Raw genomic sequence first — 14484 nt, 5'->3', positions numbered from 1 at the left:
ATGAAGACCACTGACATCCCGCCCGCCGGACCCATCGAGGACCGTCCGCCGGTGAGCAAGACGGCGGCCCCGGCCGTCAAGGAGAAGAGCAGCGAGGGCAGCGTCCTCAACGTCTTCTCGCACGGCGTCCTCATCATCTGGGCGATCATGGTCGTCATGCCGTTGCTCTGGGCGGCGATGACGTCCTTCAAGGACGACAACTCGATCTTCAGCTCGCCCTGGTCCCTGCCGGACAAGCTGCACTTCGACAACTGGTCGCGCGCCTGGTCCCAGGCCCACATGAGCGACTACTTCGCCAACACCCTGATCGTGGTGGGCTGCTCGCTGGTCGGCACGCTCGTGCTCGGCTCCATGGCCGCGTACGTCCTGGCCCGCTTCGACTTCCCGGGCAACCGGTTCATCTACTTCCTCTTCGTCGGAGGAATGAGCTTCCCGATCATGCTGGCCCTGGTGCCGCTGTTCTACGTGATGCAGAACCTGCACCTCCTGAACACGCTGCAGGGCCTGATCATCGCCTACATCGCGTACTCACTGCCGTTCACGGTCTTCTTCCTGACCTCGTTCTTCAGGACGCTGCCCACCTCGATCGCGGAGGCCGCCTTCGTCGACGGGGCCTCGCACACCAGGACGTTCTTCCAGATCATGCTGCCGATGGCCAAGCCCGGCCTGATCAGCGTGGGGATCTTCAACTTCCTGGGGCAGTGGAACCAGTACATGCTGCCGACGGTGCTCAACACCGACCCCGACAAGAGGGTGCTGGCGCAGGGTCTGGTGGAGCTCGCGACGAGTCAGGGCTACAAGGGCGACTGGTCCGGTCTCTTCGCCGGCCTCGTGATGGCGATGCTCCCGGTGCTCGGGGCGTACATCATCTTCCAGCGCCAGGTCGTGCAGGGCCTGACCGCGGGGGCGCTCAAGTAACGCGGCGGACACGTCGGGTGAGGGCCCGGTTCCGGAACATCTCGTCCGGAACCGGGCCCTCACCCCTGTCCGCGCCCGTGTGTGCTCTTCTGTGCTCTTCTGCGCCGGGTATCGCTCAAGCTCTTGACGGGAGGCAACCCGAAAGGCTCAGCTTAGAGTTCAATAGTTGGACATACGCCGAGGCCTCATCGAAGCGGCCTCGCACGCAGGAGGTCGTCGTGGAGACTCCGGGGTCGCAGTCGTCGCTGCATCGGGCCAATCTGGAGCGGGTCGTACGCGCCGTGCGGCTCGCCGGTTCGCTCACGCAGGCGGAGATCGCGAGGACGACGGGCCTGTCCGCGGCGACGGTCTCCAACATCGTCCGGGAGCTCAAGGACGGCGGGACCGTCGAGGTCACGCCCACCTCGGCTGGGGGCCGCCGGGCCCGCAGCGTCTCGCTCAGCGGCGACGCGGGCATCGTCATCGGCGTCGACTTCGGCCACACCCACCTGCGCGTGGCGATCGGCAACCTCGCCCACCAGGTGCTCGCCGAGGAGGCCGAGCCCCTCGATGTGGACGCCTCCGCGGCGCAGGGCTTCGACCGGGCCGAGGAGCTTGTCGAGCGGCTCGTGGCGGCCACCGGCGTGGACCGTACGAAGGTGGCGGGCATCGGGCTCGGCGTACCGGGCCCCATCGACGTGGAGAGCGGCACGCTGGGCTCCACGTCGATCCTGCCGGGCTGGACCGGCACCAAGCCCGCCGAGGAGATGAGCAGGCGCCTCGGCGTGCCCGTGCACGTCGACAACGACGCCAATCTGGGCGCCCTCGGCGAGCTGGTCTGGGGCAGCGGGCGCGGCGTCAAGGACCTCGCGTACATCAAGGTCGCCAGCGGTGTCGGCGCCGGGCTCGTGATCGACGGGAAGATCTACCGGGGGCCCGGCGGGACCGCGGGCGAGATCGGGCACATCACGCTCGACGAGTCCGGCCCCGTCTGCCGCTGCGGCAACCGCGGCTGCCTGGAGACCTTCGCCGCCGCCCGCTACGTGCTGCCGCTCCTGGAGTCCAGCCACGGCACCGGACTGACCATGGAGTCCGTCGTGCGGCTCGCGCGGGACGGCGACCCGGGATGCCGGCGGGTGATCGCCGACGTGGGCCGTCACATCGGCAGTGGTGTCGCGAATCTCTGCAATCTGCTCAACCCCAGCCGGGTCGTCCTCGGCGGCGACCTGGCGGAGGCCGGAGAGCTGGTCCTGGGGCCCATCAGGGAGTCCGTGGGGCGCTATGCGATCCCCAGCGCGGCCCGTCAACTGTCCGTCCTTCCAGGGGCGTTGGGCGGCCGGGCCGAGGTGCTCGGGGCACTCGCCCTGGCGCTCAGCGAGATGGGCGATTCGACCCTTTTGGACGGATCTCTGTCCGTGGTAGCACCTGCCTTCACTTAGAGAACGCATGACACCGTTGCCATCTCGTTAAGGATTTACTCCTTGACGCCGGGGTTGCGGCCGAGTTGACTTCCCGCTACCTCGGCCGCAACGTCGCGGCCTCGTCAGGGAGGTTTCTGAAGTGAACACGCGTATGCGTCGTGCCGCCGTTGCGTTCTGTGCCACTGGTATGGCCGTCTCTCTCGCCGCTTGCGGCAGCGCCAAGGAGTCCGGCAACAAGGACAGCGGCGACAAGACGAGCTCCAAGAAGGGCGACGCCATCACCGTCGGCCTGCTGCTGCCGGAGAACCAGACCGCTCGCTACGAGAAGTTCGACAAGCCGATCATTGAGAAGCAGATATCGACGCTGACCAATGGCAAGGGCAAGGTCGAGTACCTGAACGCCAAGCAGGACGCGACCCTCCAGTCGCAGCAGATCGACACGATGATCACCAAGAAGGTCGACGTGCTGATCCTGGACGCGGTCGACTTCAAGGCCGTCGCCGGCGGTGTGAAGAAGGCCAAGGACGCGGGCATCCCCGTCGTCGCGTACGACCGCCTGGCCGAGGGCCCGATCGCCGCCTACACCTCGTTCGACAACGAGGAGGTCGGCAAGACGCAGGGCGAGGCGCTCCTCAAGGCCATGGGCTCCAAGGCCACCAAGAGCAGCAAGATCGTCATGATGAACGGCGCGATCACCGACCCGAACGCCGCCTTCTTCAAGAAGGGCGCCCTCTCCGTGCTCAAGGACAAGGTGACCGTCGCCAAGTCCTACGACACCAAGGAGTGGAAGCCGGAGAACGCCAACCAGAACATGGAAGGCGCCATCTCCGCGATCGGCAAGGACAAGATCGCCGGCGTCTACTCCGCCAACGACGGCATGGCGGGCGGCATCATCACCGCCCTGAAGGCCGCGGGCCTCAGCAAGCTCCCGCCGGTCACCGGCCAGGACGCCGAGCTCGCCGGTGTGCAGCGCATCGTCACGGGCGACCAGTACATGAGCGTCTTCAAGTCGTACCCGGCGGAGGCCGAGACCGTCGCCAAGATGGCCGTCTCGATCGCCAAGACGGGCAAGCTCGACAGCTCCCTGAAGACCAGCACGGTCGACAGCGGCACCGAGAAGGGCATTCCCTCCGTGATCGTCCCGGTGGTCTCCCTGACCCAGGACAACATCAAGGACACGGTCGTCAAGGAGGGTTACTACACCCTCGACGACATCTGCACGGCCAAGTACAAGGCCGCCTGCAACAAGATCGGCCTGAACTAACCAGGCCGGAGTCGCCCCGGCAACTCCCTTGTCCTGCACGGGACTCGAGCGCACCTTGAAGGAGCGCCCCGTGTGAGCACGTCCGGCGCCCTGTCGCCGACAGCCCCGCAAGCTCAACGGCGGGGCGCCGGACGGAACGACGTACGACGGCACCATCCCTGCACGTACGCACCCCCCTCTCAGTCTTTTCTGTTCAACCTCCCGCCGGGTCAGGCCTTTGGCGGCGAAGGAGATGGTTCACGTGTCCGCTACGCCCGTGCTGGCGTTGCGCGGAGTCTCCAAGCGATTCGGTGCCGTCCAGGCGCTCACCGATGTAGAGCTTGAGGTCCACGCCGGTGAGGTGGTCGCCCTGGTCGGCGACAACGGTGCCGGAAAGTCCACCCTTGTCAAGACGATCGCCGGCGTGCACCCCATCGATGAAGGTGTCATCGAGTGGGACGGCAAGGCCGTCGCGGTCAACAAGCCGCACGACGCCCAGAACCTGGGCATCGCGACCGTCTACCAGGACCTCGCGCTGTGCGACAACATCGACGTCGTCGGCAACCTCTTCCTGGGCCGTGAGCTCAAGCGCCGCGGTGTCCTCGACGAGGTCGAGATGGAGCGCCGCTCCAGGGAGCTGCTCGACACGCTGTCGATCCGCATCCCGAGCGTGCGCATCCCGATCGCCTCGCTCTCCGGCGGTCAGCGCCAGGTCGTGGCCATCGCCCGCTCCATGCTCGGCGAGCCCAAGCTGGTCATCCTCGACGAGCCGACGGCCGCCCTCGGCGTCGAGCAGACGGCGCAGGTCCTCGACCTCGTCGAGCGGCTGCGCGAGCGCGGCCACGCGGTCATCCTCATCAGCCACAACATGGCCGATGTGAAGGCCGTCGCCGACAAGGTCGCCGTCCTGCGGCTCGGCCGCAACAACGGTGTTTTCGAGGTCAAGACCACCTCGCAGGAAGAGATCATCTCCGCCATCACCGGCGCCACGGACAACGCCGTGACCCGTCGTGCGGCGCGCACCAACGCGGAGGCTCAGAAGTGAGCATCGAAAAGACCGACAAGCCGCAGGCCCCCGTGGACACCCCGGCGGTCGCCGGCGACGCGAGTGTCGCCATCGACCCCCGCCTCCTCGTGCGCGAGCAGGGATTCGCGGGCTACATAGGCGAGTTCAAGCGCAAGATGCGCGCCGGTGACCTCGGCGCCACCCCGGTCGTCATCGGCCTGATCGTCATCTGCGCGATCTTCCAGAGCCTCAACTCGGCGTTCCTGGGTGCGGAGAACCTGAACAACATCTTCGTCGCCATGGTCGCGACGGGCATGATGTCGGTCGGCATCATCTTCGTGCTGCTGCTCGGCGAGATCGACCTCTCGGTCGGTTCCGTCTCCGGTGTCTCCGCGGCGATCACGGCCGTGATGAGCGTCACCCACGGCGTCAACGAGTGGGTCGCGGTCCTCGCCGCCCTCGCGGCCGGTGCCGTCATCGGCGCCCTGCACGGCTTCTTCTTCGCCCGGATCGGCGCGCCCGCGTTCGCCGTGACCCTGGCGGGCCTGCTGTTCTGGAACGGCTTCATGCTCCAGGTCCTGGGCTCCAACGGCACGATCAACATCGACGGCGACGGCGTGGTCGGCAAGCTCACCACGTACTACTTCTCCGATGTCGCCGCCGCTTACGGGCTCGCGGTCGTCGCGGTCGCCGGTTACTTCCTGTCGGCCTTCCTCGGCAACCGGCGCCGTGAGGCCGCCGGGATCCCGTCCCGCCCGCTGAGCGAGCTCGTGCTGCGCACGGTGCTGCTCGCGATCGCGGCCTTCGCCGTGGCGATCATGTTCAACCAGTACAAGGGCCTGCCGCTCGCCGTGCTGCTGTTCGCGATCGTCCTGGTCGCCACCGACTTCGTGCTGCGCCGCACCTCGTACGGCCGCAAGATCTTCGCGCTCGGCGGCAGCGTCGAGGCGTCGCGCCGCGCCGGTATCAACGTCACGGCGGTCCGTGTCTCGGTCTTCGCCGTCGCGGGTCTGTTCGCGGCGGTCGGCGGCCTCTTCTGGGCCTCCAAGATCGCAGCGGCCAACCAGAGCGCCGGTTCCGGCGACCTCCTGATGAACGTCATCGCGGCCGCCGTCATCGGCGGCACCAGCCTCTTCGGTGGCCGGGGCCGCACCTGGAACGCCCTGCTCGGTGTCCTCGTGATCACGTCGATCCAGTACGGCCTGGCCCTCCAGGGCATCGCCACCCCGATCCAGTACATGATCACCGGCGGTGTGCTCCTCGCCACGGTCGTCATCGACTCGGTCACCCGCAAGACCCAGAAGTCGGCGGGCCGCGCGTAAGCGCTCCGCTCGCGACGTGTGATCTCTGCGGGCCGGCTGTGGCTGGTCGCGCCCATGCGGCGAAGCCGCAGAGTGTCACGTCCCGCGCCCCTACGGGGCTCGGGTCCTGTGCCCGGCGTCAATGACGACGCCGGGCACAGCCATGTCCGCATAGGAACGGTTCCCCATCTGTGCAGCCAATCGCGTGATGTACAACGCGGAGCCCGGGCGTCGCGCGCGCAGGCGGAACATTAGACTCGACAGACCCGGCAAAAGCTCGAACAGCTCTATCGCAAGGAGGCACGGGTGCCGCTGCTGACCCGCATCACGGGACCGCGCGATCTGGACCGGCTCAGCCTGGAACAGCTGGACCAGCTGGCCGGCGAGATCCGGACCTTCCTGGTCGACGCGGTATCCAAGACCGGCGGCCACCTCGGCCCCAACCTCGGCGTCGTCGAGCTGACCATCGCGCTGCACCGCGTGTTCGACTCGCCGAAGGACCGGGTGCTCTTCGACACCGGTCACCAGTCCTACGTGCACAAGCTGCTCACGGGCCGCCAGGACTTCGGCAAGCTGCGTACCAAGGGCGGCCTGTCCGGCTACCCCTCGCGCGCCGAGTCCGACCACGACGTGATCGAGAACTCGCACGCCTCCACGGTCCTCGGCTGGGCCGACGGCCTCGCCAAGGCGAACGAGGTGCGCGGCAAGGACGACCACGTCGTCGCCGTGATCGGCGACGGAGCGCTCACGGGCGGCATGGCCTGGGAGGCCCTGAACAACATCGCGGCCGCCAAGGACCGCCCCCTCGTGATCGTCGTCAACGACAACGAGCGCTCTTACGCCCCCACCATCGGCGGCCTCGCCAACCACCTGGCCACCCTGCGCACCACGGACGGCTACGAGCGGTTCCTGGCCCGCGGCAAGGACCTCCTGGAGCGCACGCCGGTCGTCGGCCGCCCGCTCTACGAGACCCTGCACGGCGCCAAGAAGGGCCTCAAGGACTTCATCGCCCCGCAGGGCATGTTCGAGGACCTCGGCCTGAAGTACGTCGGCCCCATCGACGGCCACGACATCGAGGCCCTGGAGTCGGCCCTGGCCCGCGCCAAGCGGTTCGGCGGACCGGTCATCGTGCACTGCCTCACCGAGAAGGGCCGCGGCTACAAGCCTGCCGAGCAGGACGAGGCCGACCGCTTCCACGGCATCGGCCCGATCCACCCGGACACCGGCCTGCCCATCAAGGCCTCGGCCGCCAGCTGGACGTCCGTCTTCGGCGACGAGATGGTCAAGCTCGGCCACGACCGCGAGGACATCGTCGCGATCACCGCCGCGATGCTCCAGCCCGTCGGCCTGAAGAAGTTCGCCGACGCGTTCCCGGACCGCATCTACGACGTCGGCATCGCCGAGCAGCACGCCGCCACCTCGGCCGCGGGTCTCGCCACCGGCGGGGTGCACCCGGTCTTCGCGGTCTACGCGACGTTCCTCAACCGCGCCTTCGACCAGGTCCTCATGGACGTCGCGCTGCACAAGTGCGGTGTCACCTTCGTCCTGGACCGGGCCGGCGTCACGGGCGACGACGGCGCCTCGCACAACGGCATGTGGGACATGTCCATGCTCCAGGTCGTCCCCGGCCTGCGGCTGGCCGCCCCGCGCGACGCCGAGCAGCTGCGCGCCCAGCTGCGTGAGGCCGTCGAGGTCGACGACGCGCCGACCGTCGTCCGCTACTCGAAGGGTGTCGTCGGACCCGCGGTCCCGGCCGTCGGCAAGGTCGGCTCCATGGACGTGCTGCGCAGGCCGTCGGCGGCCAAGCCGGACGTCCTCCTGGTCTCCGTCGGGGCGCTCGCCCCGATGTGCCTGGAGATCGCCGGCCTCCTCGACAAGCAGGGCATCACCACGACCGTCGTCGACCCGCGCTGGGTCAAGCCGGTCGACGAGGCGCTCGCGCCGCTCGCCGAGCAGCACCGCGTCGTCGTCACCGTCGAGGACAACTCCCGTGTGGGAGGCGTCGGTTCGGCGATCGCGCAGGCCCTGCGCGACGCGGGTGTCGACGTACCGCTGCGTGACTTCGGCATCCCGCCGCGCTTCCTCGACCACGCCTCGCGCAAGGAGGTCATGGCCGAGATCGGTCTCACGGCCCCCGACATCGCGCGTCAGGTCACCGGTCTGGTCGCCAAGCTGGACGGCCGCTTCGAGCGCGCGACGGCCACGGACGCGGTACAGCCCGCCCGCGACTGACACTGCCTACGGGCCCAGTGGGCCGGTTTCCCCACCCTGTACGAGTGGTGAAACCGGCCCATTCGCGTGAATCGACTTATGTCGGGGCATACGCAGCCCACGCCCCCTCGATCATGTCGAGGACGTCAAGCGTGGAGGTAGTCCCGTGAGCAGCACCCTCTTCAGGACGAAGAAGGTCGAACAGTCGATCTTGGACACTGAGGAGCCGGAGCACGCACTCAAGAAGTCGCTGTCCGCTCTGGACCTCACCGTCTTCGGCGTCGGTGTCATCATCGGCACCGGCATCTTCGTCCTCACCGGCAAGGTCGCCAAGGAGAACGCGGGCCCCTCGGTGGCCCTGGCCTTCGTCGCGGCCGGCGTCGTCTGCGGCCTGGCCGCGCTGTGCTACGCGGAGTTCGCGTCCACCGTCCCGGTCGCCGGATCCGCGTACACCTTCTCGTACGCGTCACTCGGCGAACTCCCCGCCTGGATCATCGGCTGGGACCTGGTGCTCGAGTTCGCGCTCGGCACGGCGGTGGTCGCCGTCGGCTGGTCGGGCTATGTGCGCTCGCTGCTGGACAACGCCGGCTGGCATCTGCCCGCTTCGCTGAGCGGGCGGGACGGGGCCACGGGGTTCGGCTTCGACATCCTCGCCGCCGCCCTGGTCCTGGTGCTCACCGTCATCCTCGTCCTCGGGATGAAGCTCTCCGCCCGCGTCACCACGGTCGTCGTCGCCATCAAGGTGGCCGTCGTCCTCATCGTGATCATCGCGGGGGCCTTCTTCGTCACGGCCGACAACTACAAGCCCTTCATCCCGAAGGCGCAGCCACAGGAGGCGGGCAGCAGCATCCAGTCCCCGCTCGTGCAGCTGATGTTCGGCTACACGCCGACCGACTTCGGAGTCATGGGCATCTTCACCGCCGCCTCCGTCGTCTTCTTCGCCTTCATCGGCTTCGACGTCGTGGCCACCGCCGCCGAGGAGACGAAGAACCCGCAGCGGGACATGCCGCGCGGCATCCTGGGCTCCCTCCTCATCTGCACGACGCTCTACGTGGCGGTGTCGATCGTCGTCACGGGCATGCAGAGGTACAGCGAGCTGTCCATCGACGCCCCGCTCGCGGACGCCTTCAAGGCGACCGGGCACCCCTGGTACGCGGGTGTCATCAGCTTCGGCGCCGCGGTCGGCCTGACGACGGTCTGCCTGATCCTCCTCCTCGGCCAGACCCGGGTGTTCTTCGCGATGAGCCGTGACGGGCTGCTGCCGCGCTTCTTCTCCGTCGTCCACCCGAGGTTCAAGACCCCGTACCGGCCGACCGTCCTGCTCGGCGTGATCATCGCGATCCTGGCCGGGTTCACCAGCCTCAGCGAGCTCGCGGAACTGGTGAACATCGGCACGCTCTTCGCGTTCGTCGTCGTCGCGCTCGGCGTCATCATCCTGCGCCGCACCCGCCCCGACCTGCCCCGCGCCTTCCGCACCCCCCTGGTGCCGTTCATCCCGATCCTGTCGGTGCTCGCGTCCCTGTGGCTGATGCTGAACCTGCCCGCGGAGACCTGGATCCGCTTCGCCGTCTGGATGGTGCTCGGCTTCATCGTGTACTTCGTGTATGGGAGGTCGCACAGTCGGCTGGGCAGGGACGCCGGACAGTAGGGCCTGTCGTCAAATTCCCGCCTGCCTGGCGGCGTCTGGCACGCACTCCCCCAAGCTCTCGGCTTCGCTCGAGCAGGGGGGACCCCCATGCGGCGTTGCCGAAAAACCCTAGTAGCTCCGCTACGAGGGCTCTCCGGCGCCTTGCGATCGCACGCACCAGACGCCGCCAGGCCCGCCCTCCGGGCGGACGACGGGAATTTGACGACAGGCACTAGGCGGCTGTGACACCCGGTAACGCTGTGGGGACGGATTTCGCTGAGGCATATGATGTGGCGAATTCATGGTTTCCCTGCGCACATGCCGGGCGTGAGGTTGACGGAAGGTGACGGCGGTCATGCGGGGCAGAAACGCTATCGACGAGCGAACCGATGACCACGGCGTCGAGCGTCGTACCGCCACCGGTGCCGCCGACGGGCGTTGGCTGACACGGGGCAAGGACGGCAGGCTCACCGCGTACGCGCTCACCGAGGGCGGCATGCTGCGGTGGACCGAGGTCACGCCCGGCGGCCCCCGGTGGACCGGGCCCGACTTCCTCCCCGGCACCCATCTCGGCCACGTCACCGTCGTGCAGGGCGCGGACACGTACGTGCACTTCCTCGGCCGCCGGGCGAAGCCGCGGGCCGACGGGGGAGTGGACGTCGACATCGTGCACGCCATCCAGTACCAGACGGGCAGGCCGGTCACCGAGTGGCGCTCGCTCGGCAACCCGCACAAGGACCGCGCGAAGGGCGCCCGGTTCGGTGTGCCGGTCGGAGCCGTGAACTCGAACGGCACGGTGCACGTCTTCGCCCGCAACGCCGGCGGCGGCCTGATGATGCGCCGTGAGGACAAGAAGGGCAGCTGGGAGGCGTGGGCGGACCTGAAGGGCAGCGGCCTCGGCGACGGAATCGCCGCCGTCCCCACCTCGGCCGGACGCGTCGAGGTCCTCGCCCCGACGCGCAACCCCGTTGCTCCGCACTGGTACCAGACCGAGACGGACGGCGAGTTCCACCAGTCCCCGAACGTCCCGCTCTCGGCGCCCGCCGACGGCGTCGTCGGTCTGGAGACGGGCCCCGACCGGCTGACGTACTACTGGAACGACACGGGCGGCAACGGGATCGTCGCCTACCGGCCCGGCAGTTGGGCGATCCCCCTGGGCGGCGCGCCCGCTCCCAGCCCGGTCGCCGCACTGCGCGCCAACCTCGACGGCTACGACTGCACGGTGCTCGCGCACCGTGGGGGCGACGACCAGATCATGCTCGCGGCCTGCGTCTCGGAGAACGAGAGCCAGGGGCTGTGGTGGTCTCCCACGGGTGAACAGGCCGTGGGCTCACCCGCGTTGGCGGTGGACGCCCTCGGCCGCGTGGTCCTCGCCGTCATCGGCAAGGACGGGGCGCTCTACGTCGCGCGCCAGCGGCGCGAGCCGGGCCTCGCCCTGGAGACCTCGGTCCGCGCCTGACGGCGGACCGCCCGCAATGCCGGTCCCGTCAGGCCGCAGGGCGCGACACCTGAACCACGAAGCGTCCCGCCCGGAGAGATCCGGGCGGGACGCTTCGTTCGTGACGGTGGGTCAGCCGCCCGTGGCGGGCGACTTCTTCGCCGACTCCGGGACGGGCTCGCCGGCCCGCAGCGCCTTCCAGAGGTCGTGCGCCTGCGGCTCGGCTGCGACGACCCGGTTGGGGTCCTGCTTGTCGTACGCCACCGGGAGCATGATCGTCTCCATGGTGTTGGGGTCGACGCCCTTCATGCTGCGTCCGAAGTCCGCGAGCGACGTCAGCGAGTCGAGGCCCGAGTCGGTGGTGAGCGACGACGTCAGCTTGTCGGCGATCTTGTAGGTCTTCGTGGGGCTGCCGAGTAGGTCCTGCTTCTTGATCTCGCTCAGCAGCGCCAGCATGAACTGCTGTTGCAGGCCTATGCGTCCGAGGTCGCTGCCGTCACCGACGCCGTGCCGGGTGCGGACGAAGGCGAGCGACTCGGTGCCGTTCAGCTTGTGCGTGCCCGCTTCGAGGTCGAGGCCGCTCGACTTGTCGTGAATGGGCTTGTCGACGGTCACCGTCACTCCGCCGATGGCGTCGACGAGGCCCTTGAAGCCGGCGAAGTCGATCTCCATGTAGTGGTCCATGCGGATGCCGGAGATCTTCTCGACCGTCTTCACGACACAGGCCGGACCACCCGTCGAATAAACGGAGTTGAACATCACGCGCTGTGCCTGGGGCAGTGACTTGCCCGAGGTCGTCGTGCACGCCGGGCGGGTCACCAGGGTGTCGCGGGGAATGCTCACCGCGGTCGCCCGGCTGCGGCCCTGCGGGATGTGCACCACGAGGGCGGTGTCGGAGCGGGCTCCGCTGACCTTGGCGCCGTCGAGCGCGGAGTTGGCGCCGGCGCGCGAGTCCGAGCCGAGCACCAGGATGTTCTGTCCGCTGGTCGGAAGCTTCTCGGGGCGGTCGTCTCCGAGAGCCTTGTCGATGTCGACGTTGTTCAGGTTCGAGTTGAGGCTGCTGTACATCCACCAGGCTGTGCCGCCCAGGGCGAGCAGTACGAGCACCAGGCCGAGGACGATCCAACGTCCCGTCCGGCGCTTGCGCTTGGGCTTCTTCTTACGCCGGTCGGGCGCCGCGCGCCGGGCGCCGCGCGCACCGGAGTCCGTCAGGGTGTGCGACATGCCAGGAGGCCTCTCTCCGCTTTCGATTTCCGATACCCGAGGTGCAGGTGGGACTGGGCTCGGGTGGGGGGAGGCGGCCGGCCCGGGGCTTTGCGTGGATGTCGATGCACTATAGACGTATTTTCGAATCCTCAGACTTGGCTTCTGTTCCTCCACTGTTCACGCTGTCTGCTATGTCCTGACGTACTACTGGAAGTCCGATTGATCCAGACATGTGGGCTGTGTTGACATCGGCCGAGTCGACACCTGAAGATGTGGCCAGCCTGTGAATGTCAGTCATTTCTTCGCACATTTCGGGCTTGATCACGCTTGATCGAAGTTTTTTAGGCAAAAGGCAAACGACTCGGGGGGGTCGCGCACGCCAGGACCTGAGGTTCGCCGCAGGTCCACGCCTGCGTTCCGTGATGGAGGAGTTGTTGTTGTCCGAGTGGCTGAGGCCGCGCGCCGGGGGGTATCGGGCGGCGCGATACGCCGGGGGGCGAGCCGCATGACGACCATCCCTGGGCCCATCACGTACTCGGACGCGTGGAACATCGCGCCGCAGTCCGTCCCGCCCCGCTCCGGTGTGCCGGCGCAGGTTCCCTCGTACCCGCAGGCCGAGACGCCGCACGAAGGCGCGTACGTAGAGACCTCGGTGACGCCGCTCGGCGCCCGCGAGGCCAACCGCTCGACCGTCGCCGCGCTGCTCGACGCCGAGGGCATCCCGCACTTCGCCGTCCGTGGCACGTCCGACCACGGCACCGTCATCGCCGTCGCCGAACCCGACCGTGATCGCGTTCTCGGGGCCGTCTTCCGCGGCCTGGGCCGGTTCCCCGGTCACCTCAGCGTCATCGCGCAGGACCCGGTGCGCGCCCCCAAGCCCCTGCCTTCCGGGGACCCCAGCGCCTGGCGGGGCGTGCGCGACGCCGCCGCGATCCAGGTCAGCTGGTACCGCACCGACCCCGGCGGCCACCTGCTGCTCGGTCACGAGTACGGGTGCGCCATCGAGTTCTGGCGCTGGCACGGCGGCCACCTCGTCGCACCCCGCGCCAACCGCGTGACCTGGTCCGTCTGGGGCGACCAGCCCAACGTGGCCGGACCCGCCCGCCTGTTCAGCCGCTTCGTCTCGGACGCGACGCCCGCGCACCTGGCACCCGCCCTGCCCACCCGGCAGGAGTTCCTGGTGCCCATGGCCGAGGACATCGACTTCCCCGTCGACGCGGTCTACACCTGGGTCGACGGCAACGACCCTGCCTGGCAGCGCCGCAAGGCCTCCGCAAAGGGCGAGGTCTACCACGCGGAGTCCGCCAGCGACGCGCGCTTCATCAGCCGCGACGAGCTGCGCTACTCGGTGCGCTCGCTGTACATGTTCGCGCCGTGGATCCGGAACATCTACATCGTCACCGACGACCAGGTGCCGGAGTGGATGCGCGAGGACCTGCCGGGCTGCCGCATCGCCACTCACCGCGAGATCTTCCGCAACCCCGCGGACCTGCCCACGTTCAACTCGCACTCCATCGAGAGCCAGCTGCACCACATCCAGGGCCTGTCCGAGCACTTCCTGTACTTCAACGACGACATGTTCATCGGCCGGCCGGTCGCACCCCACGCCTTCTTCACGCCGTCCGGCACGGCCCGGTACTTCCCCTCCCGCAACCGGATCCCGCAGGGCCCGGTCGTCGAGACCGACACCCCGGTCGACGCGGCCTGCAAGAACAATCGCGCCCTCCTGCGCGAGCGGTTCGGCAAGGTCATCACCCAGCCCATGGAGCACATCCCCTACGCCCTGCGGCGCAGCGCGATGGACGAGGCGGAGCTCGACTTCCCTCAGGCCTGGGCCCGCACGTCGGCGAGCCGGTTCCGCGCGATGACGGACCTGTCACCCACGTCGTCGTTCGCCCTCTACTACGCGGCGATGACCGGCCGAGCCCAGACCGGCTCCATGCCGTTCACCTACCTCCAGCTCGCGGTGCCGGACCTCGCGGACCGGCTGCAGCGTCTGCTCGACGGCCGCAGCCAGGACTCCTTCTGCCTCAACGACGCCTTCTCCACACCGGAGGACATCGAGGCGCAGCAGGAGCTCCTCGACGGATTCCTGAACGCGTACTTCCCCACACCCAGCCCCTACGAGCGATGA

Annotated in this window: 10 protein-coding genes; 9 read left to right on the top strand and 1 reads right to left on the bottom strand. The window is 68.5% G+C overall.

What is annotated here, in order from left to right:
- From OHA58_RS07710 to OHA58_RS07675, 8 genes are all read left to right on the top strand, one after another.
- Nucleotides 1-918: a carbohydrate ABC transporter permease gene (locus OHA58_RS07710; protein WP_405477680.1), complete on the top strand. Its 918-nt coding sequence runs from the start codon at nt 1-3 to the stop codon at nt 916-918.
- A 218-nt stretch (nt 919-1136) separates the two neighbouring features.
- Nucleotides 1137-2336: an ROK family transcriptional regulator gene (locus OHA58_RS07705; RefSeq protein WP_405477678.1), complete on the top strand. Its 1200-nt coding sequence runs from the start codon at nt 1137-1139 to the stop codon at nt 2334-2336.
- A 133-nt stretch (nt 2337-2469) separates the two neighbouring features.
- Nucleotides 2470-3582, top strand: coding sequence for a sugar ABC transporter substrate-binding protein (locus OHA58_RS07700; RefSeq protein ID WP_405484855.1), 1113 nt, complete (start codon nt 2470-2472; stop codon nt 3580-3582).
- A 232-nt stretch (nt 3583-3814) separates the two neighbouring features.
- Nucleotides 3815-4606 (top strand): ATP-binding cassette domain-containing protein, encoded by a 792-nt coding sequence (locus OHA58_RS07695; protein ID WP_227297905.1) that lies wholly within the window; start codon nt 3815-3817, stop codon nt 4604-4606.
- Complete coding sequence (locus OHA58_RS07690) at nt 4603-5889, top strand: sugar ABC transporter permease (RefSeq protein ID WP_405477676.1); 1287 nt, start codon at nt 4603-4605, stop codon at nt 5887-5889. The genes OHA58_RS07695 and OHA58_RS07690 overlap by 4 nt, the downstream gene beginning before the upstream one ends.
- Nucleotides 5890-6174: 285 nt before the next feature.
- The gene (gene dxs, locus OHA58_RS07685) at nt 6175-8100 is read left to right on the top strand and encodes a 1-deoxy-D-xylulose-5-phosphate synthase (RefSeq protein ID WP_405477674.1); all 1926 of its coding nucleotides are present in this window, start codon (nt 6175-6177) and stop codon (nt 8098-8100) included.
- 145 nt (nt 8101-8245) lie between these two features.
- The gene (locus tag OHA58_RS07680; protein ID WP_405477672.1) at nt 8246-9727 is read left to right on the top strand and encodes an amino acid permease; all 1482 of its coding nucleotides are present in this window, start codon (nt 8246-8248) and stop codon (nt 9725-9727) included.
- A 334-nt stretch (nt 9728-10061) separates the two neighbouring features.
- A complete protein-coding gene (locus OHA58_RS07675) occupies nt 10062-11165 on the top strand; it encodes a hypothetical protein (RefSeq protein ID WP_405477670.1) in 1104 nt (367 codons plus the stop codon).
- A 111-nt stretch (nt 11166-11276) separates the two neighbouring features.
- Here OHA58_RS07675 and OHA58_RS07670 read toward each other — a convergent pair whose 3' ends face one another.
- On the bottom strand, nt 11277-12368 hold the full coding sequence (locus OHA58_RS07670; protein WP_405477668.1) for an LCP family protein: 1092 nt from the start codon (nt 12366-12368) through the stop codon (nt 11277-11279).
- 487 nt (nt 12369-12855) lie between these two features.
- On the opposite strand from OHA58_RS07670, the gene OHA58_RS07665 reads away from it, so the two are divergent.
- Nucleotides 12856-14484, top strand: a complete 1629-nt coding sequence (locus OHA58_RS07665; protein WP_405477667.1) for a stealth family protein — start codon at nt 12856-12858, stop codon at nt 14482-14484.

It is taken from the genome of Streptomyces sp. NBC_00009, assembly GCF_045040855.1.
Classification (GTDB): Bacteria; Actinomycetota; Actinomycetes; order Streptomycetales; family Streptomycetaceae; genus Streptomyces; species Streptomyces aureus.
This window is presented reverse-complemented; position numbering and strand designations above follow the sequence as displayed.

Coding starts and splice junctions, on each gene's coding strand:
- OHA58_RS07675 (WP_405477670.1), top strand. CDS start 10,062: ATGCGGGGCAGAAACGCTATCGACGAGCGAACCGATGACCACGGCGTC.
- OHA58_RS07710 (WP_405477680.1), top strand. CDS start 1: ATGAAGACCACTGACATCCCGCCCGCCGGACCCATCGAGGACCGTCCG.
- OHA58_RS07665 (WP_405477667.1), top strand. CDS start 12,856: ATGACGACCATCCCTGGGCCCATCACGTACTCGGACGCGTGGAACATC.
- OHA58_RS07695 (WP_227297905.1), top strand. CDS start 3,815: ATGGTTCACGTGTCCGCTACGCCCGTGCTGGCGTTGCGCGGAGTCTCC.
- OHA58_RS07700 (WP_405484855.1), top strand. CDS start 2,470: ATGCGTCGTGCCGCCGTTGCGTTCTGTGCCACTGGTATGGCCGTCTCT.
- OHA58_RS07670 (WP_405477668.1), bottom strand. CDS start 12,368: ATGTCGCACACCCTGACGGACTCCGGTGCGCGCGGCGCCCGGCGCGCG.